Raw genomic sequence first — 23,430 nt, 5'->3', positions numbered from 1 at the left:
CCGAACAGGAAGTACGCAAGCATGCCGGTTTTTCGTATCTACCAGCATAACCAAAAGAAAAACTATCAGGCCGTGCCTGTCGGCTTCAGCCTGGGCGCTTTTCTTGCCAGCTTCCTTTGGGCTGGTGCCAATAGCCTCTGGGGCAAAGCCTTCCTGCTTTTTCTCGGCTTTCTCCTCATGGGCAGCGCCATAGGTGCAGGTGCCTATCTCAACTCCCCCATATTGATGCTTTCCGGTGTCGCTGGCCTGGCACTACTCCCGCTTTGGGCCGGTGCCCAGGGGCAACAATGGGTTTGCAGCCATCTGGAAGGTCAAGGCTATCAGCTGATCAAGCGAATCAACAGTGAGTCAGCCACCAAAGCGATCCAGGCGGTTAAACGCCGGGAAAAAGCCAATGCCGCACCTGCAGGCAAAGCCGAACCAAGCCAGCAAAAAGGCGCCCGTTTTGGCAAGGATTTTCGTGATATCCGCGACAATGCCGCAGCTAACAGCAACCAACCGCCACCTTCCGATTTTAATGCCCGCCCCTGGAAGCGCCGCTAAGCCGGTTGAATTTCTGCGCGGCTGTCTCCATTACTGCTATTAAATTCTTACACTGAAATACAGGATGCCGCATGAGCACTTCTCCTTATATCGTTGATATTACCGTTGAAAACTTTCAGCAGATTATTCTGGAAGGATCCATGCAGCAGCCGGTGCTGGTGGATTTCTGGGCCGACTGGTGCGCACCCTGTAAAGCCCTGATGCCCATCCTCACCAAGCTGGCCGAGGAGTATCAGGGTAAATTTATCCTTGCCAAGGTCAATATCGAAGAACAGCAGGAACTGGCGGCCCAATTTCAGGTTCGCAGCGTACCCACCGTAATGCTGGTCAGTCAGGGCCAACTGGTGGACCAGTTCAATGGTGCCAAGCCGGAAAGTGAAATCCGCGCCTTTCTGGAGCCTCACCTGACCAACCCGGTCGAGCAGTTGAAAGAACAAATCCGTGAACTTATCGGTGCCGAACAGCTGGATCAAGCGCAGATGCTGCTGCAGCAGGCTATCAGCCAGTTGCCGGAAGACTATGAATTGCAGATCCAGTTAGCCCGGGTTCTGCTGCAGAAAAGCCAAGCCAGCGAAGCCAAGGCGGTACTGGACAACCTTCCGGAAACCGAAAAGGGGCGCCCGGATGTCCAGGGCCTGCAAGCCGGGCTCAAGTTTGCAGAAAAAGCGCCTTCAGCAGAGGAGCTGGCGGCTCTTGGAGAAAGGGATGACAGTGAAGCCCGCTACCTGAAAGCTCTGGCAGCTCTGGTTCAGGCTGACTATGACCGGGCAGTGACTTTGCTCATGGCCATTATCCGGGATGATCGCGGTTATGATGAAGGCGTCGCCCACAAGACGCTGCTGGAGGTCTTTGCACTGCTGGGTGAAGGTAATCCACTGGTGATCCAGACCCGGCGCAAGCTGTTTACCCTGATGTATTAAAACCTATGTCGCCTGCTACGGCAGGTGACAAAAAGGAGCCACCTCTATAGAATGCAAAAGTTGATCTAAATCAATTTCCATGCATTTCAAGAGGTTTTATATGTCCGCTTCATCCGAGACGTTTCAAGATAGCGCCAGCCTTCTCTGGCTTCCGGTCGGCCTGGTTGTTCTTCTGGCCATGCCCCTGTTGCCTGCAACTATCAGGCTGAGTCAGCTGGCTTTCTGATCTGCGTCTTCCGCGCCGGGCTCAGCTTGCTCCCGGCGCTTTTGTGTCAGGCGGGCTATGGCCTGATGCTGTGTCAAAAACACCTCTCCAGTCAAAGCTTCCAACAACTGACTTCTTTTCAAACGATCCAGAACCGGACCCTTGATTTCCGACAGGTGCAGCTCAATTTGCTGTTCCTTGAGTAGGTGGTTCAACTGTTCCAGCATTTCCACCCCGCTGGCATCCAGGTGATTAATCCCCGACCCCATTAACACCACCTGCCTGATTTCTCGATTATCACCTATTTCCAGAAGAACGCGTTGCTCCACCTCCTGGGCATTGGCAAACATCAGGCTTTCATCAATTCTAAGAGAAAGAATGTGCGGTTCCAGCTCGACCTGGTAACGCTGGACATTGCGGTAATGCTCGGTACCGGGAACCCTGCCTACCACAGCCATGTGCGGACGACTGTTCTTGGCCAACCAGGCTCCCAGGGAAACCAGCACACCCAGCACTAACCCCATTTCCAGACCCAGAAAAAGCACACCGGCAACAGTGGCCAACCAGGCCCAGGCATCGCTGCGACTGAAACGCCACAGATAGGGCAGCTGCCGCCAGTCAATCAGAGAAATAACAGCGACAATAATGACTGCGGAAAGGAGTGCTTGGGGCAGGTAGTAAAACCAGCCGGTAAAAAAAATCAATGCCAGAGTCATGCCCCCGGCTGTTAATAGACTGGCAAAAGGGGTAACCGCACCGGCATCATGATTGACCACGGTACGCGATAAACCGCCGGTCACCGGAAAAGCGCCACTAAAGCCCGCAGCCAGGTTAGCAGCCCCCAGCCCCAGGAGTTCTCGATTAGGGTTAACCTGCTGACGCCGCTTGGCTGCAAAGGTGCGGGCGATGGCCACAGATTCGGCAAAGCCGATCAGGCTGATCATCACGGCCATGGGTAAAAGCTCGGTCAGCTGGGCCAGATCCAGTTCTGGAAGCTGCAGGCTGGGCAGCCCCACCGGCAGCTCCCCGACGATCTTCACACCCTTGTGATCCAGATCAGCGCCAGCCACCAGCAGTATAGCCACGACCAAAAGCAGCAGGGGAGCCATGCGTGCCAGAAGACTGGCAGTAGAGGCGCTCCATCCCAGTTTCTGGAAGACAACAGCCAGTTTCTTTTTAGCCAGATAGAGCAGCAGGATGAAACTCAGCCCCAACGCCAGCGTCAGACCATGTAGCTGGTCAGCCCCCTGCCACAGGCTCATCAACTCCACCGGCAGGGTGCCACTGGTCACCGGAATACCGGTCACCCCTTTCAACTGACTGAGCAGGATAATGATGGCCGCAGCCGTGACAAAGCCGGACATCACCGGATGGCTGAGGAAATTGGCCAGAAAGCCCATGCGCAACAGGCCCATCAGCAGAAGGCAAACACCGGACATCAAGGCCAGAAGAACAGCCAACAGGAGGTATTCACTACTCCCCGGCGTCGCCAGAGGACTCAAGGCACTGAAGGTCAAAAGGGAAGTTATTGCCACCGGCCCCACGGCCAGTACTCCACTGGTACCCAGAAGCGCATAGCCAAGGGCGGGCAGGATGCTGGCATAAAGCCCGGCCTGTAGCGGCAGCCCCGCCAAATGGGCATAAGCCAAGCTTTGGGGAATCAGCAGCAGGGTGACCAGTAGCGCAGCCAGACCATCCTGCCGCAGCAGACGCGTGTTATAGCGGCCCTGGCGGAAAAGCCCCCAGAGGCCCTTCTGCAAGGCCGGTCCCTGCAATTCCGGCCAGGTTTCCCCGGCCTGATTTTGCTGAGCTTCAGGCTTCATGATTAGCAATCAAGCCAGCAACCGCTTAAAGAAATCCGGCATATCAAAACCGGCTGCCTGCATCTTCGCAACCAGGGCTTCACCGGATTCCTGATCCTTTTTGCTCAACGCCCACAGGCAACCACAACGTGCCCCGGAACGGCAGAAAGCCACAACGGGCTTGGGTGCCTGAGCATAAATACGGCCAAATTCCCGACCCTCTTCATCACTGACCTGTCCGGAAATTACCGGCTGGTGAACCCAATGCAGACCCAGCTCTTCAGCAGTTTTCTGCAATTCCTGGGTGGCAGGCTGATCTTCGGTTTCCTGGTCGGGACGATTGAAAATCAGGGTCTTGACCCCATCACGAGCCAGCGCCCGGATATCGTCACTGGTCAGTTGACCGGCAGTACGCAGGTCCTCCTCCAGCTGTCGCATTGGAGGTAAATTAGTCATGCTCGACTCCTCAAAATTGGTTCAATGGCAGTTTGAGGTAGCTTACACCATTCTCTTCCGCCGGGGGCAGCTGGCCGGCGCGCATATTGACCTGAACTGAAGGCAGAATCAGTCGCGGCATTCCCAGGGTGGCATCCCTTTCACTGCGCATCTTGACGAATTCTTCCTCGCTCTTGCCAGCACCGACATGCACATTCTTGGCTTTTTCTTCACCCACGGTCGTTTCATGCTGGTAGTCATCTCTTCCCGGCGCTTTGTAGTCATGGCACATGAACAGGCGGGTGTCATCAGGCAGGGCAAAGAGCTTTTGAATGGATTGATAGAGGGTGCGGGCATCCCCACCGGGAAAATCACAGCGGGCCGTGCCGAAATCCGGCATGAAAATGGTGTCGCCGACAAAACCGGCATCACCGATCACATAGGTCAGACAGGCCGGCGTATGCCCCGGAGTATGCAACACCCGACCTTCCAGTTTACCGATGGAGAAATGCTCGCCATCCTCAAAAAGACGATCGAACTGACTGCCATCTTGGGCAAAATCATCCTCGGCATTAAACAGCTTGGCAAAGACTTCCTGCACTTGGGTAATCTTCGCACCAATACCCAGTTGCCCACCCAACTGCTGTTTCAAATAGGGAGCTGCAGAGAGGTGATCGGCATGCACGTGGGTTTCCAGAATCCATTCCACCTGTAATTGCTGTTCTTTTACTGCAGCAATCATGGCATCGGCACTGGTTGTGCTGGTCGTTCCTGAAGCCGGATCGAAGTTCAGTACGGAATCGATAAGGGCACAGGAGGAAGACTCCGGGTCCTTGACCAGATAACTGTAGGTGAAGGTGTAGTCATCAAAAAAAACTTCAACGTCTGGCTTGAGCATCATCGCCCTCCTATATTCGATTCCGGCATAAAATTTCGCTTCCTATAAATTAGACAGTACAAATATAACGAAGTTTTGTCACCCCGAAAGCAATAAAAAACCCTGCCGAAGCAGGGTAAAAAGGTCTCAGGAGAGCCTAAGCTTTGTGGTTTCGCAGATAACAAATTGGATGGAAAACCAACCAAGCGTAAAGAGCCAAACCAAAACTAGCTCCTAGCAAGGCTATCCAATCCACCCAAGTATTCACATAAGCCAGAGTTGAGTCTGTATGCAAAGGCACCAAAAAAATGGATAAGATAAAAATCAGGGGCGGGAAGTATTTAGAACCTTTTCCACCCTTGGCAGAAAAATGATAACCCTTCAGGCGAGCAATCACTTGAGGCACCAAAAACAAAACCACCATCAAGGCAATTAACCAAAGCCAGGGTTGTGCAGAATACCAAAGAACTGTCAGTGTACCAGTAATAGTCATTGTTACTTCCTTTAGATTTGACCTTCAAGCATGGCGTAGTAAGCAGGACGAAGCATACGTTCTTTCATCACCCAGACAGTCCAGGACTCTTCTTTGGGATCAATAAAGGAGAAAGAGGGTAAGAGTTCACCATTCCAGCCAAACTCAACCAACATGGCCTTACCAATACTGGTAATTAGAGGACAGGAGGTATAGCCATTGTGTTTTGCTGGCAAAGGTCTTTCCTGCAGATGGGCTACAAAATTCTGCTCCAACACTTTAGCCTGCATTTTCACGCTTGCAGCTGTCTTGTTACTGGGCATTCCCATCACATCACCGATACCCCATACATTAGGATAATCAGGGTTCTGAAGAGTCTCACGATCGACTTTCATCCAGGTTGCAAAGCTTTCGCCTTCTTGATTAACCAAGGGGCTGTTAAGCAGGGAGTCAGGTGCAGTCATTGGAGGAACAACATGAATAAAATCATAGTCCTTGACCTGATCAGGACCACCTTCGACTGAATAGGTTGCTCGCTTGGCATCTGAATCCAGAGATTTAAGGGTCCAGTGGTCATTTCGAGTAACACCCTGCTCTTCAAAGCGCTGCTTGACGAACTGATTATAGAAATCAACGCCAAACAATCTTCCCGAGGGGGTCATGAACTCAACATCATAGGCCTCACGCTGTCCACTAGCTTCTAATCTAGACAGGGTGGTAAAGGTCATCTTTAAAGGAGCACCTGCACATTTGAGTGCTGTTGGAGGAAGATTGAAGAGTCCCTTACCCTGGCTCGAAGCGATCCATTGGTCGATTTCTTCACTGGTTTTAGCCGCCTCATCAACGCCTGCATAGACACTACCAACACCTTTTCCCTGACCGATCAGACGGGTGTCCATACCTTCGATCCATTCATATCTAAGCTGCAAGCCAGTGGCAACAATCAACTGATCATAGCCAAGCTGTTGGCCATCTTCCAGAATAACCCTGTTATTATCAGGGTCATATTCGGCCACTTTACCCTTCACCCAATCCACACCGGAAGGTAACCAATCAGCGGTGGAAGTGACTGTTTTGCTCTTCTCCCATACACCAGATGCCACCAGCGTCCAGCCAGGTTGATAATAGTGTTGCTCACGCGTGTCAACAATCGTTATTTTGGCACCATTTAAGACTTGGCTAAGGCGATTTGCCATGGAGGTACCGCCAGCCCCTGCGCCGACAATAACCACATGAATTCGGGCATTAACCGCCTGAACACTCCCTGTACCCAAGGCAAGGGGGCCCAGTACTCCAGTAGCAGCACCCAGCTTTAAAAGATTGCGTCGACTGACAGTCTCAAATGGAAAGGGATTCTTGGACATGAAACTTTTCCTGGATAATGGTCTGTATAAGCAGATATTAATTCAATAAGCATGAATATAACTCTTTTGCCCAAGCATGTATATGATGGATGAGCATATATTAATAATTATTTGCTATAACACCGACCCCTTTCAGACAAACATCAACTTACGCAAGGCTCTTTGTGCAGCCAGGAAACCAAAACTGCCGGTGACAAAACAGGCTGAGCCAAAACCACTGCTGCAATCCAGTTTCATGGCATCACCAGCGCCCGGCTTTTGCCGTGCCACCGAACCATCTACTTGCGGGTAAATCAGTTGCTCGGTGGAATAGACACACTCCACTTCAAAGCGCCGCTTGGGATTACGACTGAAGCCATACTCGCGACGCAGCAGGTTACGCACCTTGGCCAGCAGCGGGTCCTGACTGGTCCGCGCCAGATCAGCAGTGGTAATCAGGCTGGGGTCAAGTTGCCCACCCGCGCCGCCCACCACGACCAGTTTTTGCTTGTTTCTGCGACACCAGGCAATCAGCCCGGCTTTAACGGGCACAGTATCCGTGGCATCGATGATCACATCGAAGTGCTTTTGCCCATCACGGGTAAGGCTGGTTTCCAGGTTCTTCAGGGTGACAAACTGGCTCAAGGGCTCAAGATCCATCGCAGGATTGATTTCACGGATCCGCTCGGCCATGGCCTCCACCTTGGGACGACCTATGGTTGAATCCAGAGCGGGTAGCTGGCGATTGATATTGCTGGTACACAGATCATCCAGATCAAAAAGCGTCAGCGCGCCCACGCCTGAGCGGGCCAGGGCTTCCGCAGCCCAACTGCCCACCCCGCCAATACCGATAATTGCGATACGCGCCCGGCTGAGAGTTTCCAGCCCCTCCTGACCATAAAGACGGGCCAGACCACCAAAACGATAAAGATAATCTGCTGATAAACTTGTAGAACTCAAAAATGACCCCTTTCACCTGGAAAGAAATTATTGGAAACTAACCACCCATTATAACCCTGTGTTCACCATGAATCCCGCTTCCCCTGCCAAGGAATTACCCCTGCCGCCCGGCTGTCCGCCCGCCTGCCCCGGTTGCCCTCATCGGCAGCTGACTGCGGCCACCAGTCAACAGCAAAAAAGCACCTGGCTGGAACAACAGCTCGCCCCCTGGCAGCAGGCCCTGCAACCCCTACAGGCCGTAGAGGCCAGCAGACGCTGGGGCTATCGGGATAGAGTGACCCTGGCTTGTCGCTGGCAAGAGGACCAATGGCAGATTGGCATGCATCTGAAAACTGCTTTTCGGGATGAAATCCTGCCCATTCACAACTGCCCGCTGCATACGCCCAGAACCAATCATTTAATGCAGTTGCTTGTCGAACACTTACCTCCACCCGAAGATTTCCCCTTAACCTGGCTGGTTCAGGCAGGCCATCAAATCACCCTGGTGGTCAAGGATCGCCAACTGCCCGCCACCCAGTGGCTAGAGAATCTCTACCCGCAACTGGCCGCCTGGGGTTACGAAGGGCTCTGGCTGCATCTAAACCCTTCCACCGGTAAAAAAATCTTTGCCAAAAAACACTGGCAGCAGCTTTGGGGACAGACTCGCTCGCGTGACTCCCTGGGATTAAGCTATGGTCCCTGCGGTTTTCAGCAACTCCTGCCAGAACTCTACCAACAAGCTTTGCAAACAGCCGCCCGTTTTCTGGCTCCCGACCCCGCCAGCCAGGTGGTGGATCTCTACTCAGGCGGTGGAGCCAGTTTGCAATTGTGGCTGGCTGCCCAGGCCTCTTGTCTGGGTGTAGAGCTGGGTGGTGAGGCGGTGGAATCAGCAGCTATTAATGCCCCCGGAGCCAGCTTGTTACGTGGAGGCTGCCGTGAACGCCTCCCGCAGATCCATGACTGGGTTCAGGCAGAGGCCGACAAACCACAACGTCTGCTTTACACCAACCCGCCCCGTACCGGCATGGAAGAAGAAGTGACCCGCTGGATCAATGATGACTATCAACCCGAGCGCTTGGCCTACCTCTCCTGCAGTGCAGGCACCTTGAAACGTGACCTACTCGCGCTGAGCAACTACCAGCCCCTTGCCCTGCATCCTTTTGATTTCTTTCCACAAACCAAACATGTCGAAACCCTGGCTCTGCTGCAAAGAGTTAATCCTTAGAGAAATAAGAGTATTTCTTTATATTCCTTTTATGAATATAAAAAGTCTTCTATATTGCTCCTATCTTGCGATTCACAGGTTAATCCGGCATGTCGATTTCTTACCTAATCCTTCCCGGCTGGCACGGCTCCGGCCAGGACCACTGGCAAACTCACTGGCAGCAAACCCTGCCTCACAGCCAGCGCCTGCAGGTGCAAAGCTGGGAGCAGCCAAACCCTGACGATTGGCGGCAGGCTCTGGAAACCACCTTGCAATCAGCCGATCAACCCCTGGTGTTAATCGCCCACAGCCTGGGCTGTATCAATCTGGCGAACTGGGCCGCCCAGGCTCATCCGCAATTGCTGAAAAAAGTAGCGGCCGCGCTGCTGGTGGCCCCCGCGGATGTCGAACGCCACGGCTGCCCCGCAGAATTAACGCCTTTCGCGCCCATTGCCCGCCAAGCCTTACCCTTTCCTACCCTGGTTTTGGGTTCAGATAATGATCCGGCAGCGACTTCTGCCCGGATCGAGGAACTGGCTAGTGACTGGCAGGCCGACGTGCGTATTCTGGGCAAGGTGGGTCATATCAACACGGCCTCCGGCCATACTCACTGGGAAGAAGGCAAAAGCTGGCTTGAACTGTTATTGAAATCAACGGCCAACAAGAGAAAAGCGGCCTGAAGCACTGCTTGACGCTCAGCAACAGAAGCAGGAAACTGATTAAAATTTGTATTTAATCAGGAGCTTCTATGCGCGGTGTACTTCTGGATGCAGCCAGCCTTGGCGAAGCAGTCGATTTTTCCATTCTGGAAAAACAGCTCTCTCAACTGACCATCTGGCCTACCACCCAGAGGGATCAGGTCCAAGAAAGAATTGAAGATGCCGAAGTCATCATCGTCAACAAGGTGGTCTTGCAACGCGAGGATCTGGAAGCGGCTCCTCACCTGAAAGGCATTTGTGTTCTGGCCACCGGATTGAACAACATTGATCTTGAAGCGGCCAAAGACCTGAATATTCAAGTCTATAATGTCCAGGCCTATGGCACCGCTAGCGTTGCCCAGCATACGCTGATGCTGCTCTTGTCCCTGGCAACCCGCTTGCCGCTTTACCAAAAATCCGTGGCAGCCGGTGACTGGCAGGCCGCATCCTTTTTCTGCCTGATGCAACACCCGGTCACTCAACTGGCTGGCAAAAAACTGCTGCTGGTAGGTCGGGGTGAACTCGGACGCGAAGTCGAACGCCTGACCCAGGCACTGGGCATGGAAATCCTTTATGCCGCCCGTCCCGGCAAGGAAACCCAGGAAGCCCGGCCTTTTGATGAACTCCTGCCCCAGGCCGATGCAGTTTCCTTTCACTGCCCCTTGACCGAAGAAACGCGGGATCTGCTCAATGCCGACAACCTCAAAACAGCCAAGCCGGATCTGCTGGTGGTCAATGCCGCGCGTGGTGGTATCGTTAATGAAGAGGCCGCACTGCAAGCCTTGCGAGCAGGGCATCTGGGCGGTCTGGCCGTGGATGTCCTCACCCAGGAGCCACCGGTTGCAGGCAACCCCCTGCTGGATGCTTTAAAAGAAGAGCTGAACTTGATCGTCACGCCCCACTCAGCCTGGATTACCCCGGAAGCGCGGCAAAAAATTCTGGAGTTGACCGCAGAAAATCTGGTCAAGCTGACTGGCAAAGGATAAAATGCAAAAACACTAATTTAAGGATCAAGTCTTGTGACCCTGAACCGGAACCTGAATACCTGGCTGCTGCTGCTGGCGATAACCGTGATGGTCAATCGTCTGCTCACGCCTTTTCTGGTTCCGCCGCTGGTCGTTCATGACAATGGCTATATCGAAGTCTGTTCCTGGCAGGGAGGCAGTGAACGCCTCCTGCTCGATAGCAATGGCCAGCAGATTGAATCCGAACAACCCTTTTCTCACTGCCCCGATTGCGCTTCCGGCACAGCGCTGCTTGCCCAGAATGTTGCAGCCGGTCTGCAGGAGCTTCCCCCCGCAAGAAATCCGGTCCTTGTCATCGGCTCGCTTGCACCGCTGAGTCCAACTCATCTACTGCCACCTACACGCGCACCACCTCTAATCCAGGCGTAAGGCAAGTGCTTTTGCTGGTCGGGTTCCCTGCTCATGTCCCCGGCCTTGCAGCCAGCACTTAGAACTACGCCAGCCTGTTGCCGGCTCCTACTCAGCGGGTGCTTCCCATAAAGCTCATGTCAAACCGCTGCTGTCTGCCAGCAACAGGCTTTTATTTATCTCGATTTTTATTTTGCCACCCTCCTGATTTCAGGAGGTGTCTACCCCTGCGTGTTTGAAGGAAAACTATGAATTCTTTATCTTTTGCCCGTCATCCTCTGACTCTGGGCCTGGCTTCTTTTTTAATCTCTACCGCCGTTCAGGCTGAAGACCTTCCACCTCTGCAAGTCACCGGCCAGCCTTTGGGAGAAGTCACCTCGCGTACCCTGACGCCGGAAACTTCGATCAGCCCCGCCGCCGATGCCGGTGACTGGCTTCAGCAACAACCGGGTATCGACGCCGTGCGCATGGGTGGCCACGGACTGGACCCCATTATTCGAGGCCTGGGCCAGAATCGGGTTAATATCCTTCTGGATGGTGCCTATGTTTTTGGCGGCTGCCCCAATCGTATGGACCCACCCACTGCCTACGCGCCCCTGCATTCCTACGATCGCATCGTGATTGAAAAGGGAGTCAGCACCTTAAAAAATGGCCCGGGTGGCAGCGGTGGCAGCGTCAGCTTTGAAAGAGACAGACCTGAGTTTCTACCTGGTGATCCCCTCTATCGCGGCGAAGTAGGGGGCCGCTACGCCAGTAATGGTGACGAGATCAAGGCCTGGGCTCAGGTGACAGCCGGTGGTCAACAGGGGTATCTACGCACCTTTGCCGAATACAGCGAAGCCGATCACTATGAAGATGGTAGCGGACGTGAAATCTGGAGTGGCTATGAAAGCACCCAGGGCGGTTTACTCTTGGGCTGGACACCCAATGAAGCGACCTGGCTGGAAGTCAGCTATGAAGAAACCCGCGAGCGCGACGTGCATTTTGCCGGGGCGGGCATGGATTCCCCGGAAAGTGACAACCGCACCCTGGGCCTACGTGGTGAATACCAAAGCTCGCCGCTACTGACCCTCTCCGGTAACCTGCATCTGAGTGAAATCGATCACCTGATGGACAGCTACAGCCTGCGCCCCGATGCCACCATGAAAATGAAGGCGCCCACCGAGTCCGACACTCTGACCGGTCGCCTGATGGCAGAATACCAGTTGGGCGAGAATCAAGTCACCACCGGCATCAACCTGATGCAAAACCAGCGTTCGGCCCTGCTGCAAACAGCCATGGATCAGGAGATAGCCTACCTCTGGCCGGAGGTGGAACAAACCGCCGTGGGGGCTTTTGCCGAAATCGAGCATCGCCTGGGTCAGGAGGGGCGAGCTTTTGCCGGAGTCAGACTGGATCAGGTCACCTCCAGCGCGGATCAAACCGCCATCAAGCCCACGGGCTTCCCCTGGACATTGAGTGCCGACCAGCTATATCAGGACGTCTATGGTTTTACTGGCGACACGGATCGTGAAGACTGGCTGACCGGTGCTTTTTTACGTTACGAACAGGATCTGGGTAGCTGGCAAAAAGCCTTTATCAGCGCCAGCCGTAGTCAAAGAAGCGGTGATGCCAGCGAACTCTACATGGCCCGAGTTACTAATATGGGCAAGGCCCGCTGGGCCGGTAACCCGGATCTCGACCTGGAAACCAGCCACCAGCTGGATCTGGGCCTGGCCGGTAAAAGCCGCAGCCTGGACTACTCAGCTGTACTTTTCGGCAACTGGATCAGCGATTATATCTACCGCGATCAGCAAACCCTGTCCGGCAAGACCAATGACTTCTATCGCAATATCAGTGCCCGTCTCTACGGGATCGAACTGGAAGCGTCACTGCGTTATGCCGGTAATTGGGAGACTCGTGGCCACTTCTTTGCACAAAGAGGCAATAATGAGACCGATGGCGGCACCCTGGCGGGTATTCCTGCCTATCAGGGCCAGATTGCCCAGCACTGGCAAGCTGACTCCTGGCAGCTTATTGCCCGGATGGATTTTGCTCTGGAGCAGGATCGTCTGAATGCACCCGCAGGCGAAGTGGCCACGGATGCCTACACAGTTCTAGGATTGGAAGCCCACTGGCAGCCTCAGGAGAATCTGCTGGTCGCAGTGGGTGTGGATAATTTGCTGGATGAAGACTACGCCAACTTCATCAACCGCAATGCCGCAGGCAGTGACCCCTTGAATTTTGGTGGGACCGCCTACACGGACACCCTGACCGAACCGGGCCGCAGTATCTGGGTCAGCGCCCGCTATCAGTTCTAAAGCGAAAGCATCAAGCCCGGCCTGAGTGCCGGGCTTGATCAACTTCTCCTCTCAGCTGTCTTTCCCCAGCTTAATTACCCTCAAACGCAGGGCGTTGGTGATGACGCTGACCGAAGATAACGACATGGCTGCGGCCGCAAAGATGGGGGACAGCAGAATGCCGAAAAACGGATAAAGTACGCCTGCAGCAATGGGAACACCGGCTGAGTTGTAAACAAAGGCAAAAAACAGGTTCTGGCGGATATTGCGCATGGTCGCCAGAGACAGCTGCCGGGCTTCGACAATGCCCATCAAATCGCCCCGCAACAGGGTGACTCCGGCACTTTCGATGGCAACATCAGTACCACCGCCCATGGCAACACCCACATCGGCGGTTGCCAAAGCAGGGGCATCGTTAACACCATCCCCGGCCATGACCACCACACGCCCTTCATCTTTCAAGCGCTGAACGATTTTGCCCTTGTCTTCCGGCAGGATCTCCGCTTCCACTTCATCTATGTGCAGCTTGCGAGCCACGGCTTCGGCTGAGGTGCGATTGTCGCCCGTCAGCATCACCACCCGGATACCGTCTTTCTGCAGGGCGGAAATGGCCGCCTCAGTGGTTTCCTTGATGGGATCGGCAATGGCAAGCAAACCACAGATCTTGCCCTCCAGGGCTGCGAAAATCACGGTTGCCCCATCTTTGCGAAGCTGGTCGGCTTCCTCCTCAAAATCATCAGTAGGAACGTTTTCGGACTCCATCAAAATACGATTGCCCAGCAGCACCTGCTTTCCTTCAATCTTACCGGTCACCCCTTTGCCGTTGGGGGAGTCAAAGTCTTCGGACTCCGGCAGCTTCAGCTCCATTTCTTTGGCCTTATCCAGTATGGCCTGAGCCAGTGGGTGCTCACTGCCTTTTTCCAGGCCAGCCGCAAAGTGCATCAGGTCTTGGTCGCTGAACCCCTCGGCAGGAACCAGCCTGGTGACCTGAGGCTTACCCTCGGTAAGAGTGCCGGTTTTATCCACGACCAGAGTGTCCACCTTTTCCATGCGCTCCAGCGCTTCGGCATCCCGGATCAGTACGCCACTTTGCGCACCGCGACCCACCCCCACCATGATCGACATGGGGGTGGCCAGGCCCAGAGCACAGGGACAGGCAATGATCAAGACGCTGACGGCGGCGATCAGGCCGAAAGCCATGGGCGGCGTTGGCCCAAAAACAGACCAGACAATAAAGGCGACAATCGAGACGGCAATCACCGCAGGTACAAAGTAGCTCGATACTTTGTCTGCCAGCCCCTGGATCGGGGCACGACTGCGCTGGGCACTGGCCACCATCTGCACGATCTGCGAAAGCATGGTATCCCGGCCTACCTTGTCGGCCCGCATGATAAAGCTGCCCTGCTGGTTGATGCTGCCCCCGATCACCTGATCGCCAGCCTTTTTACCCACGGCCAGAGGTTCACCCGTCACCATGGACTCATCAATATTGGAGCTGCCTTCCAGCACCTCGCCATCCAGCGGCACCTTGTCACCAGGGCGCACCCGAAGACGGTCACCCACCTTGACCTCTTCCAGACCTACATCGGATTCGCCGCCTTCATCATCCAGCTTGCGCGCCGTCGCAGGGGCCAGATCCAGCAGCGCCTTGATGGCCCCGGAGGTTTTTTCTCTGGCTCGTAATTCCAGCACCTGCCCTAACAGCACCAACACCACGATCACGGCTGCCGCTTCAAAATACACGGCAACCGAGCCATCTTCCTGACGGAAAGCTCCGGGGAAAATCTGGGGAGCCAGTGTCGCCACCAGACTGTAAACCAGCGCCACCCCGGTGCCGATGGCAATCAGTGTGAACATGTTGAGGTTACGGTTAACGATGGACTTCCAGCCACGTACAAAAAAGGGCCAACCGCACCAGGCAACCACGGGTGTGGCCAGTACCAGTTGAATCCAGTTAGAAGTCTGGGGATCCAGAAGATGATCGATACTGAATAGATGCCCACCCATTTCCAGCAGAAACACCGGCAGCGCCAGCACCAGGCCTACCCAGAAGCGCAACGTCATATCCTTGAGTTCTGCCGAGGGGCCGTCATCCAGGCTGACTTCTTCCGGTTCCAGAGCCATACCACAGATAGGGCAATCCCCCGGCTTCTCCCGGCGGATTTCCGGGTGCATGGGGCAAGTATAAACAGCCCCTGGAGGAACCGGCTTATCCTGTTTCTGCTGGTCGTCCAAGTAGTGTTCGGGGTCTTTTTCAAACTTGGACTGGCAGCCCGAAGAACAGAAATACCAGGTTTTGCCCTGATGCTGGCTGCGATGCTCCGCTGTGTGCGGATCAACCGACATACCGCAAACCGGATCCTTGGCCGTGTACTCTCCAGAATCAGAGTCATGAGAGTGATCGTGGTGGTGATGTTCGTGTTCATGATGATGCTTATGCTGATGTTCAGTCATTAAGGTCTCCTTTCTTGTCTACCGGCCACTTGGCAAAAGCAAGGAAATAAAGCAGCCCTAAATTTAGAAGAGGAACCAGAATCAGAAGACCCAGCCAGCCCGGATACCCGGTACGCTTGCAGATACGCCAAGCCGGGATAACTGCAATCAGAGCAAAAACCAGCATCCATAGCCAGTGCCCCGCCCACATGGTATTACCGTACATTTGTGCCTCACCCATAGTAGGAACCTCCGTTGGAATAAATGTTTAGTGATGGTGGTGCTCATGATGAGATTCACCATCAGGCGGTTCTATTCCCGCCGTTCTCTTCAGAAAAATTTGTTCAGCAATTGCGATCACCAGCATCCCAACTACCGCTACGCCAATGACAAAAGCATCCGTATTTAATTTGACCCAGACAAAACCTCCAAGCGCGAGCAAGTCCAGCAGAATAGCGATCCCAGGCACCCAGACATTAGCCTTGATGTCCTTGCGCAGATAGCGCAGCACACCCCAGTGGATGGCAATATCCATAATCAGGTAAAACACAATACCCAGCGCGGCAATCCTGGAAAGGTCAAAGAAAGCCGTCAGAATCAAACCCAGAACCACAGTGTAGACCAGGGTGTGCTTCTGGATGCTGCCGGGCATGCCGAAATGCCTGTGGGGAACCAGTTTCATCTCGGTCAGCATCGCCAGCATGCGTGAAACAGCAAAGATACTGGCCAGAATACCGCCTGCAGTGGCCATCATGGCAAGGACAATCGTAAACCAGACGGCGTACTCCCCCAGTGCCGGACGTGCAGCAGCGGCAAGGGAATAATCCTGAGTCTTGATAATTTCAGCCAGGGATAGATTACTTGCCACGGCAAAACCAACCAGCGTATAGATCACCACACAGGCCGCAATGGAAATAATGATGGCGCGCCCCACGTTGCGTTTGGGATCTTTCACTTCCGAACCACTGTTGGTAATCGTGGTGAAGCCTTTGAAGGCCAGGATACCCAGTGCCGTTGCACCCAGGAAATTGCCCACAGTTCCAGCCTCTCCGGGACTTGAGAAGTCGACTGAAATGCTGTCGGCAACCCAGACACCCACAACCCCGAAGACCACAATACCCGCGATTTTCAGGATGCCTATAAAAGAGGCCACACCCTGAATCATTCGATTACCCAACAGGTTGACCAGAAAGGCGGCCAGGATTAGGAAGACACCCAGAAGAGGCACCAGGTAACCACTTTGGTCGCCACCGAAAAGCTGCATGGTGTAAGAGCCGAAGGTGCGAGCCAGAAAACTCTGGGCAATCACCATGGAAAAATACATCAACAAGGCATTGAAAGCCGTCGGCAGCCGGTTCCCGTAGGCTTTGTGCAGATACATGCCGATGCCACCGGCTGAGGGGTAAGCATTGGATATCTTGATGTAGGAATAGGCGCTGAAGCTGACAACCACCGCAGCAGCCAGAAATGCCAGTGGGAACAATACACCCGTCATCTGCGCCATTTGCCCGGTCAGCGCAAAAATGCCGGCACCAATCATGACACCGGTGCCCAGCATCACGGTTCCAGGCAAAGTGAGACTGCCCTCCTGATACTGAGTGCTTCTATCCTGGTTCTCGCTCATTCAACCTCCGATTACTTGCGTTTCATGGGCGGAATTTTTGAGCAGCAAAATGGCTCGTGCTTGGCATTGGCCCTGACATTTTCATCTGTAAACTGATACCAGGACAGTTTCTTTCGGGTCCACCAACCAGCTTTAACGTGGCCACCATGAGCCTTGAGCAACTCCAACAGCTCATCCAGGGACCAATGACTACCATCATAGATTACATCCAGCTTGTTTGTTGGTTTATGCTCGGCAAAGTCAACATAAGGAAGATGGTTGAGCTCCTGAACAAAATCTTTCCACTGCTTCTCATCAAGCCCTTCAACCGGCAGTTTCCTGCGCAGCAGAAAGCCCTTCTGGATAGTGCCTTTGTGTGCTTTAGTCATGGGATTGCACCTCCTGACATCAGTAGTTTTGGTATTCACGAAATACGCTTTGATGCCCATTGGCACTGAAAGCGATAACTTGAGTGTAGTGTAAGGCTCGGGGTTACCCTGGCTCCCCCGAGTAACGGAGAACAGTTCAACCCTTAATTCGCCTCAGCACCTTCATTTTTCCGGGTGCCGTGCATCGGGTTGCTGTCATGATTCTGCATCATCTTCGTGCAGGCCTTGATCATGGCTTGACGGTCTTCCGGGGACATTTCTGACATCATTTCCATCATCCCCTCCATGCCATGCACGCCGCTCATCTCATGCATACCTTCAGAAGGCTTTCTGTGATGCCCTTCATCTTCCTGGGCAAATACAGAGAAGGTGCTGAAAGTTGCAGCCAGAAAAACGGTCATAAGCGTAAGCTTAATTCTGGAAATGCTCATAGGATTCACTCCAATTAAGGCCCGTAACAGATGAATGAAAGTACGGGACTTAAGTTGCAAGAATTAACGTCAATGAAATTGCCGCAAGGGGCAAAAGTCCGGGTTAAAACTTAGGAGTGACTTTGTGGAGGGGGTGTAATGAAAGCCAGGAAAGGATCCTGATAGTTAGCTACTCGGGCACTTAGCACCGGTAGAGAGCCAGTCTCCAATAAATCTGTGGAAGCCGTCAGCACTAGAACAAAGCCGAAGCTGCATTTGCCTGGCCCGGCAGCACCATGACAAGCCATATCTGAGGCAGCGTCACAGTGACTGCTCTTGTCAGACGGGGCACTGTTGTTTTCAGCCTGATCCACCAACAGGGAAGCACAATTCACCTTGGCATTGGTTGCATGACCATCCACCACTTTGGTGACAGCCGATACCGGCCCACTCACTGCCAACAGCAGTGACAGCAAAACGGGGACAAGGTGGCGGCTGGTTACGATCATTATGATTTCAAGCACCCAACAGTCGAGTTGTTAAAGTAAATGACATGGAACCTGTTTTTAAGTTCATCATTTCCTGAAAGTTTCTGCAACAGTGGTTTATTCAGGTGGTTTATGCTCATGGTCTGAATCCATTTTCCGGTGCAACACTAGATGGAGTACCAGACAGCCCAGCATGGGCAGCAGAAGCCACAGACCGTAACCGCTACCACCCTGAGTCACCACCATAAGGCCAGCACCCAGCATCACCAGGCAAATGACCAGCATACCCGCATGTTGATGTTTCATCTCTGACTCCTCTCAGTTACAGGCTTGAAACTGCGCTTGAGCAGCATGGAGTTCCCGATCACCGAAAGTGAACTGGCGGTCATGGCAATCACACCTATCATGGGATGCAAGAGACCCAGCGCGGCAATGGGAATAGCGGCAAGATTATAGGCGCTGGCCCAAACCAGGTTCTGTACGATTTTGCCAAAGGTTGCCTTGGAAAGCTGCATGGCTTCGACCACACCGGTCAGTTCACCCTTGACCAGAGTGACATCGGCAGCTTCGATGGCCACATCGGCACCAGCACCTATGGCAATACCGACATTGGCCTGAGTCAGTGCAGGGGCATCATTGATGCCATCCCCGACCATGGCCACCACCTGACCGTATTTTTCCTGCAGTTCGCGTACAATTCGAACCTTGTCTTCCGGCAAAACCTCGGCATAAACCTCATCAATACCGACTTCATCAGCAACTGCCTGAGCAGCCCGCCGGTTATCACCTGTCAGCATCACCACTCTGAGACCCATCCTGTGCATCCCTTCAATGGCAGCAAAGGACTCTTTCTTCAAAGTATCAGCAACAGCCAGCAAGCCCTGTAACTGGCCATCGGCAGCCAGCAGGATCACAGTTCGCCCCCGGGCTTCCAATTGCTGCATGGTTTCTTGCATAGAGGCCAATCCCTGAACACCTGCTTCTTCCAGCAAACGATAATTGCCGATCAGAATCTTGCATCCTTCAACCTCACCGGAAACACCTCTGGCTTCCGTGGATTGAAAGGATTGAACGCTGGCCAGGGACATCTCTTTTTCTTCAGCAGCATTAACAATTGCTCGGGCAATCGGGTGTTCTGAGGCTTTTTCCACGCTCGCCGCCAAATGCAGAAGCTGATCCTCATCAACCCCTTCAGCAGCTTTCAGTTCTGTCAAGCGCGGCTCACCACGGGTGATGGTGCCTGTCTTGTCCAGCACTATCACCTTAATGTCCTTGAAGGTCTGAATCGCCTCCCCGGAGCGGATCAAAATACCGCGCTCAGCACCGATACCGGAACCCACCATCAGGGCAGTAGGCGTTGCCAGACCCAGAGCACAGGGGCAAGCAATCACCAGAACAGCAATGGCAGCCAACAAACCGAGAAGTGGTGCTGTGGTTTCAGCATTCACCCAGGGCAGGAAGCCTTCACCCCAGAAGAGTATGGGTCGCAGAGCATCGGCAAACAGCCACCAGCCGACCAGACTGAGCAGCGCAATAATAATCACCAGGGGAACAAAGCGGCCGGTCATGCGATCAGCGAATTCCTGAATCGGCACCCGCGCACCCTGAGCCTGATCGATCAGCTTCACGACCTGCGACAGAAAGGTGTCCTTGCCGACCCGAGTTGCCTTGATCCTCAGACGACCTTCCTTGTTCAAAGTCGCCCCAATGACCGAGTCACCAACCGCCTTGTAAACCGGCAATGATTCCCCGGTTGCCAGAGACTCATCCAGATGGCTTTCACCTTCAATGACTTCGCCATCGGTTGGCACCTTGTCACCCGGGCGCACCACCAGAATATCACCGGGCTGAAGCTCCTTGACCGGCACTTCAACTTCCTTGCCATCACGTTCCACCCGTGCTGTTTTGGCACCCATATTCATCAGTTTCTTGATCGCCTGAGAGGCTCGGCCCTTGGCCAGGGCTTCAAGATAGCGACCCAGCAAATGAAAGGTCATGATGGTGGCCGCCATCTCGATAAAAGAGGTCATGGGAAAAATAAAGCCCAGCAAGCCCAGTAAATAAGGCGGTAGACTGCCCATGGAAATCAGCACATCCATATTGAAGGTGCCGTTTTTCAGTGAACGCCAGGATGCTTTATGTGTTGCGGCCCCACCGAAAAGAAAGACCACGGGGAAAGCCAGCACCGCAATCACCAACAGATAACCGGGCAGGGGTTGCCAGAACATATGCGGCAACATCAGCAGCATGATCAAGGTAGTGGGAATTGCAGCAATCCATAGGCGCTGCCTGGCTTGAGACAGGTAAGAAGCTTCAATTTCTTCATCCGACTGCTCGGAATCATCACCCTCAGCTTTAACGCTGGCGACATCATAGCCCGCACCTTCAACTGCCTCGCGCAACTGCTCTTGATCCGGGCCATCCACTTTAACCGTGACTTTCACCTGATGGCGGGCAATATTGACATCCAGGCTTTCAACCCCTTCCAGGCGATGAAGGGTTTTACTGACAATTCCGGCACAGTGATTCGATCCCATCCCGGGCACGATCAGCTCGATAATCTGAGTTGCAGCAGTTTCCGGTTTTTGCTTGACCATCCGTTTGCTCCCGTCCAATGAATAAAAGGAGAGCCTGAAAATTCAGGCTCTCCCTGGTTTTTAACCAGGCGCTTGTGGTCAGAACATTAAACGAGCGCCGATCACTGCAAACCACTCACTGGGTTCGCTTCCTGCAGCTTCTGCCCAGTCTTTGCGATCACCGTAAAGGCGTTCATTGACCACACCAACATAGGGTGAAAGAGTACGGCCCAGAAGGTCACGGGACAGGCGGAAACCCAACTCAGTCGCGTTCAGACCTTTGGCCTGGCCGATTTCCAGATCTTCGTGGAAACCCACCTTGACGTCCATTGCCGCGCTGAGAACCCAGTAGTTGGTCAGCAAGATTTCATATTCCAGATCCAGATCAGCAGACGCCTTGCTGTTATCACTCCAGTAAAAGTTTGCATCCATCTCAATCCACTGGGGTGCCAGGCCCGTCACCCCAAACAGGACATAGTTGCGATCCTCGCCTTCCGGTGTATCCAGACGCACACCTGCCTTGACATCAAAGAAGCCTGAAACCGGCTTCTGAACCACAAGGTTATTCTGCAGCGAAGCATACTGGCTTTCTTCCAGAACGTATTCACCGCTGGGTTGCCAACGAAAGGTCAGTTCATCAGAGCCATAATAGAGATCACCGTTCCAGGCTAGCAAATCCTCATCACCCGTGCGATATTCCAACTCTTCAAAAGACACACCCCAGAAATGACCGCCACTCATGGCCTGAACAGGGCTGGAAAGCAGCCAACCCGTCAAGACGACGCTACCTATTTTATGCCAGGGCTTCATGCCTCACCTCCTTCAACAACAACCTTCAAAAACATGCCTGCACTAGCATGATTAAATATATGGCAATGGAAGGCCCACTCACCGGGTTCATCTACCTCGACATCAAATGCAACCTCGGTGTTGGGATTAACGCTGATAACATGCTTAACGGGATTATCGCCCTGGGCTCCCACATTCAATAAAGACCACATGCCATGAAGATGCATCGGGTGCGCCATCATGGTTTCATTGATAAAACGGATTCTGACCCGCTCGCCGTATTGCAAACGCAGCGGCTCGGCATCTTCAAATTTGACGCCATTGATACTCCAGATATAGCGCTCCATATTGCCCGTCAGACGCAGAACAATTTCCCGTTCCGGTTCACGATAGTCATAACGAGGCTGCTGGGCACGCAGGTCAGCATAGGATAGGAATTTGCCGCCGGAGGCAGCCTGAGGCAAAAGCCCACTGCCCGGAGCATAAAAAGGATCGGCTGCGTCCATCGCACTTTGATCCATGCTGCCATGGCCCATACTGGAATGATCCATGTCTGAGCCACTCATTTCAGTGTCACTCATGTTGCTGTGATCCATGCCGCCATGCCCCATATCAGCCATGGTCAGCAAAGGTGGCTCGCGCATCTCGGGGACAGCGGCAGTCATGCCTTCACGGGGGGCCAGGGTGCCTCTGGCATAACCCGTACGGCCCATGGATTCAGCAAACAGGGTGTAGGCCTTGTCTTCACGAGGCTGAACAATAACGTCATAGGTTTCCGCCACGGCCAGTCGCAATTCATCCACAACCACAGGCTGAATATTGTTGCCATCAGCGGCGACAACGGTCATTTTCATGCCGGGAATACGGAAATCAAAATAGGTTGAGGCTGAAGAATTGATTAAACGCAGTCGAACCCGTTCACCCGGCTCAAACAGAGCGGTCCAGTTCTGATCGGGCCCCCTGCCATTGATCAAACCGGTAAACCCCTGAACATCTTCGATGTCCGTCTTCATCATGCGCATGTTGCCCCAGTCCCAACGATCCTTGACCGTGGCCAGGAAGCCGTTTTCTCCGATATCACTGAAAAAATCGCCCAGTGTTTGCTCGGTACGGTTGTAATACTCGGCTGAATTCTTCAGGTTGTGCATGATTTGCGCCCCAGCATCAGGGTGCTTATCCGCCAACTGGACTACGTATTCACGGTCATAGCGGAAAGGCTCCCTATCTTCTGCCTCTATCACCAAGCTGCCATAGGCACCATCTGGTTCCTGAAAACCGGAATGACTGTGATACCAGTAGGTTCCGCTCTGACGAACCGGGAAGGTGTAGGTAAAGGTTTCACCCGGCTTGATGCCATCAAAACTGATGCCCGGCACACCATCCTGATCGGCCGGGACAATCAGTCCATGCCAATGAATAGAGGTATCCACATCCAGATTGTTGGTAACCCTAATGGTGGCGATCTCTCCCTCTTTCATACGCAGAGTCGGGCCGGGTGAAGAACCGTTATAGCCCACTCCGATTTTGGTGAAATCCCCTGTGTCGATCACCACCGGATCAACACTCAGCTCGTATTCCCCGGCCAGAAGAATGGCCGGGAAAAGCAATGAGCCGGTGAAAACAGCTATTTTTTTCAACGTTCGCATGCTGCG

General features: G+C 53.6%; 23 protein-coding genes. 7 read left to right on the top strand and 16 right to left on the bottom strand.

What is annotated here, in order from left to right; translation table 11 throughout:
* Positions 1–21 precede the first annotated feature (21 nt).
* Positions 22–543 carry a hypothetical protein gene (locus DFK18_RS07825; protein ID WP_114417700.1) on the top strand — a complete coding sequence of 174 codons (522 nt, stop codon included), beginning with the start codon at positions 22–24 and terminating at the stop codon, positions 541–543.
* A gap of 71 nt (positions 544–614) precedes the next feature.
* Positions 615–1,463 (top strand): thioredoxin, encoded by an 849-nt coding sequence (trxA, locus tag DFK18_RS07820; RefSeq protein WP_114417699.1) that lies wholly within the window; start codon positions 615–617, stop codon positions 1,461–1,463.
* 210 nt (positions 1,464–1,673) lie between these two features.
* Here the strand turns inward: trxA and DFK18_RS07815 are convergent, their stop codons facing one another.
* The 6 genes from DFK18_RS07815 to tcdA form a co-directional block, all read right to left on the bottom strand.
* Positions 1,674–3,491 carry a SulP family inorganic anion transporter gene (locus DFK18_RS07815; protein WP_114417698.1) on the bottom strand — a complete coding sequence of 606 codons (1,818 nt, stop codon included), beginning with the start codon at positions 3,489–3,491 and terminating at the stop codon, positions 1,674–1,676.
* Positions 3,492–3,500: 9 nt separating this feature from the next.
* The gene (locus DFK18_RS07810; RefSeq protein WP_114417697.1) at positions 3,501–3,926 is read right to left on the bottom strand and encodes a protein tyrosine phosphatase family protein; all 426 of its coding nucleotides are present in this window, start codon (positions 3,924–3,926) and stop codon (positions 3,501–3,503) included.
* 10 nt (positions 3,927–3,936) lie between these two features.
* Positions 3,937–4,803, bottom strand: coding sequence for an MBL fold metallo-hydrolase (locus DFK18_RS07805; RefSeq protein ID WP_114417696.1), 867 nt, complete (start codon positions 4,801–4,803; stop codon positions 3,937–3,939).
* A 136-nt stretch (positions 4,804–4,939) separates the two neighbouring features.
* Positions 4,940–5,275, bottom strand: a complete 336-nt coding sequence (locus DFK18_RS07800; protein ID WP_114417695.1) for a hypothetical protein — start codon at positions 5,273–5,275, stop codon at positions 4,940–4,942.
* 11 nt (positions 5,276–5,286) lie between these two features.
* Entirely contained in the window at positions 5,287–6,618 is a 1,332-nt protein-coding gene (locus tag DFK18_RS07795; RefSeq protein ID WP_114417694.1) for an NAD(P)/FAD-dependent oxidoreductase, read from the bottom strand.
* A 132-nt stretch (positions 6,619–6,750) separates the two neighbouring features.
* Positions 6,751–7,557, bottom strand: coding sequence for a tRNA cyclic N6-threonylcarbamoyladenosine(37) synthase TcdA (gene tcdA / locus DFK18_RS07790; RefSeq protein ID WP_114417693.1), 807 nt, complete (start codon positions 7,555–7,557; stop codon positions 6,751–6,753).
* 67 nt (positions 7,558–7,624) lie between these two features.
* On the opposite strand from tcdA, the gene DFK18_RS07785 reads away from it, so the two are divergent.
* From DFK18_RS07785 to DFK18_RS07765, 5 genes are all read left to right on the top strand, one after another.
* A complete protein-coding gene (locus DFK18_RS07785) occupies positions 7,625–8,761 on the top strand; it encodes a class I SAM-dependent RNA methyltransferase (protein ID WP_114417692.1) in 1,137 nt (378 codons plus the stop codon).
* Positions 8,762–8,850: 89 nt separating this feature from the next.
* Positions 8,851–9,420, top strand: a complete 570-nt coding sequence (locus tag DFK18_RS07780) for an RBBP9/YdeN family alpha/beta hydrolase (RefSeq protein WP_114417691.1) — start codon at positions 8,851–8,853, stop codon at positions 9,418–9,420.
* A gap of 68 nt (positions 9,421–9,488) precedes the next feature.
* Positions 9,489–10,424, top strand: a complete 936-nt coding sequence (locus DFK18_RS07775; RefSeq protein ID WP_114417690.1) for a D-2-hydroxyacid dehydrogenase — start codon at positions 9,489–9,491, stop codon at positions 10,422–10,424.
* A 33-nt stretch (positions 10,425–10,457) separates the two neighbouring features.
* A complete protein-coding gene (locus DFK18_RS07770; protein WP_114417689.1) occupies positions 10,458–10,832 on the top strand; it encodes a hypothetical protein in 375 nt (124 codons plus the stop codon).
* Between the two features lie 227 nt (positions 10,833–11,059).
* Positions 11,060–13,111: a TonB-dependent receptor domain-containing protein gene (locus DFK18_RS07765; RefSeq protein ID WP_114417688.1), complete on the top strand. Its 2,052-nt coding sequence runs from the start codon at positions 11,060–11,062 to the stop codon at positions 13,109–13,111.
* 51 nt (positions 13,112–13,162) lie between these two features.
* Here the strand turns inward: DFK18_RS07765 and DFK18_RS07760 are convergent, their stop codons facing one another.
* The 10 genes from DFK18_RS07760 to DFK18_RS07715 all read right to left on the bottom strand — a co-directional run bounded on the left by DFK18_RS07760 (position 13,163) and on the right by DFK18_RS07715 (position 23,424).
* Entirely contained in the window at positions 13,163–15,544 is a 2,382-nt protein-coding gene (locus DFK18_RS07760; RefSeq protein ID WP_114417687.1) for a heavy metal translocating P-type ATPase, read from the bottom strand.
* Positions 15,537–15,764 carry a hypothetical protein gene (locus tag DFK18_RS07755; RefSeq protein WP_114417686.1) on the bottom strand — a complete coding sequence of 76 codons (228 nt, stop codon included), beginning with the start codon at positions 15,762–15,764 and terminating at the stop codon, positions 15,537–15,539. Before DFK18_RS07755 ends, DFK18_RS07760 begins: the two co-directional genes overlap by 8 nt.
* Positions 15,765–15,791: 27 nt before the next feature.
* Positions 15,792–17,147, bottom strand: a complete 1,356-nt coding sequence (locus tag DFK18_RS07750) for an APC family permease (RefSeq protein ID WP_114417685.1) — start codon at positions 17,145–17,147, stop codon at positions 15,792–15,794.
* 11 nt (positions 17,148–17,158) lie between these two features.
* Positions 17,159–17,515 (bottom strand): hypothetical protein, encoded by a 357-nt coding sequence (locus DFK18_RS07745; RefSeq protein ID WP_114417684.1) that lies wholly within the window; start codon positions 17,513–17,515, stop codon positions 17,159–17,161.
* Between the two features lie 143 nt (positions 17,516–17,658).
* Positions 17,659–17,946 (bottom strand): hypothetical protein, encoded by a 288-nt coding sequence (locus DFK18_RS07740; RefSeq protein WP_114417683.1) that lies wholly within the window; start codon positions 17,944–17,946, stop codon positions 17,659–17,661.
* A 110-nt stretch (positions 17,947–18,056) separates the two neighbouring features.
* The gene (locus DFK18_RS07735) at positions 18,057–18,434 is read right to left on the bottom strand and encodes a hypothetical protein (protein ID WP_114417754.1); all 378 of its coding nucleotides are present in this window, start codon (positions 18,432–18,434) and stop codon (positions 18,057–18,059) included.
* Positions 18,435–18,530: 96 nt separating this feature from the next.
* Positions 18,531–18,719 (bottom strand): hypothetical protein, encoded by a 189-nt coding sequence (locus DFK18_RS07730; RefSeq protein WP_114417682.1) that lies wholly within the window; start codon positions 18,717–18,719, stop codon positions 18,531–18,533.
* The gene (locus tag DFK18_RS07725) at positions 18,716–21,010 is read right to left on the bottom strand and encodes a heavy metal translocating P-type ATPase (RefSeq protein WP_114417681.1); all 2,295 of its coding nucleotides are present in this window, start codon (positions 21,008–21,010) and stop codon (positions 18,716–18,718) included. Before DFK18_RS07725 ends, DFK18_RS07730 begins: the two co-directional genes overlap by 4 nt.
* A 78-nt stretch (positions 21,011–21,088) precedes the next feature.
* Positions 21,089–21,799 (bottom strand): copper resistance protein B, encoded by a 711-nt coding sequence (locus DFK18_RS07720; protein ID WP_114417680.1) that lies wholly within the window; start codon positions 21,797–21,799, stop codon positions 21,089–21,091.
* A complete protein-coding gene (locus DFK18_RS07715) occupies positions 21,796–23,424 on the bottom strand; it encodes a copper resistance system multicopper oxidase (RefSeq protein ID WP_114417679.1) in 1,629 nt (542 codons plus the stop codon). The genes DFK18_RS07720 and DFK18_RS07715 overlap by 4 nt, the downstream gene beginning before the upstream one ends.
* Between the last annotated feature and the right edge of the window lie 6 nt (positions 23,425–23,430).

Source organism: Marinospirillum perlucidum (assembly GCF_003336805.1).
Lineage (GTDB): Bacteria > Pseudomonadota > Gammaproteobacteria > Pseudomonadales > Halomonadaceae > Marinospirillum > Marinospirillum perlucidum.
Note: the sequence above shows the minus strand (reverse complement) of the source record. Positions and strands in the feature narration are given on the sequence as shown.

Coding starts and splice junctions, on each gene's coding strand:
- DFK18_RS07725 (WP_114417681.1), bottom strand. CDS start 21,010: ATGGTCAAGCAAAAACCGGAAACTGCTGCAACTCAGATTATCGAGCTG.
- trxA (WP_114417699.1), top strand. CDS start 615: ATGAGCACTTCTCCTTATATCGTTGATATTACCGTTGAAAACTTTCAG.
- DFK18_RS07810 (WP_114417697.1), bottom strand. CDS start 3,926: ATGACTAATTTACCTCCAATGCGACAGCTGGAGGAGGACCTGCGTACT.
- DFK18_RS07785 (WP_114417692.1), top strand. CDS start 7,625: ATGAATCCCGCTTCCCCTGCCAAGGAATTACCCCTGCCGCCCGGCTGT.
- DFK18_RS07750 (WP_114417685.1), bottom strand. CDS start 17,147: ATGAGCGAGAACCAGGATAGAAGCACTCAGTATCAGGAGGGCAGTCTC.
- DFK18_RS07760 (WP_114417687.1), bottom strand. CDS start 15,544: ATGACTGAACATCAGCATAAGCATCATCATGAACACGAACATCACCAC.
- DFK18_RS07715 (WP_114417679.1), bottom strand. CDS start 23,424: ATGCGAACGTTGAAAAAAATAGCTGTTTTCACCGGCTCATTGCTTTTC.
- DFK18_RS07800 (WP_114417695.1), bottom strand. CDS start 5,275: ATGACTATTACTGGTACACTGACAGTTCTTTGGTATTCTGCACAACCC.
- DFK18_RS07795 (WP_114417694.1), bottom strand. CDS start 6,618: ATGTCCAAGAATCCCTTTCCATTTGAGACTGTCAGTCGACGCAATCTT.
- DFK18_RS07730 (WP_114417682.1), bottom strand. CDS start 18,719: ATGAAACATCAACATGCGGGTATGCTGGTCATTTGCCTGGTGATGCTG.
- DFK18_RS07755 (WP_114417686.1), bottom strand. CDS start 15,764: ATGGGTGAGGCACAAATGTACGGTAATACCATGTGGGCGGGGCACTGG.
- DFK18_RS07825 (WP_114417700.1), top strand. CDS start 22: ATGCCGGTTTTTCGTATCTACCAGCATAACCAAAAGAAAAACTATCAG.
- DFK18_RS07765 (WP_114417688.1), top strand. CDS start 11,060: ATGAATTCTTTATCTTTTGCCCGTCATCCTCTGACTCTGGGCCTGGCT.
- DFK18_RS07805 (WP_114417696.1), bottom strand. CDS start 4,803: ATGCTCAAGCCAGACGTTGAAGTTTTTTTTGATGACTACACCTTCACC.
- DFK18_RS07740 (WP_114417683.1), bottom strand. CDS start 17,946: ATGAGCATTTCCAGAATTAAGCTTACGCTTATGACCGTTTTTCTGGCT.
- DFK18_RS07775 (WP_114417690.1), top strand. CDS start 9,489: ATGCGCGGTGTACTTCTGGATGCAGCCAGCCTTGGCGAAGCAGTCGAT.
- DFK18_RS07735 (WP_114417754.1), bottom strand. CDS start 18,434: ATGATCGTAACCAGCCGCCACCTTGTCCCCGTTTTGCTGTCACTGCTG.
- DFK18_RS07720 (WP_114417680.1), bottom strand. CDS start 21,799: ATGAAGCCCTGGCATAAAATAGGTAGCGTCGTCTTGACGGGTTGGCTG.
- DFK18_RS07745 (WP_114417684.1), bottom strand. CDS start 17,515: ATGACTAAAGCACACAAAGGCACTATCCAGAAGGGCTTTCTGCTGCGC.
- DFK18_RS07780 (WP_114417691.1), top strand. CDS start 8,851: ATGTCGATTTCTTACCTAATCCTTCCCGGCTGGCACGGCTCCGGCCAG.
- DFK18_RS07815 (WP_114417698.1), bottom strand. CDS start 3,491: ATGAAGCCTGAAGCTCAGCAAAATCAGGCCGGGGAAACCTGGCCGGAA.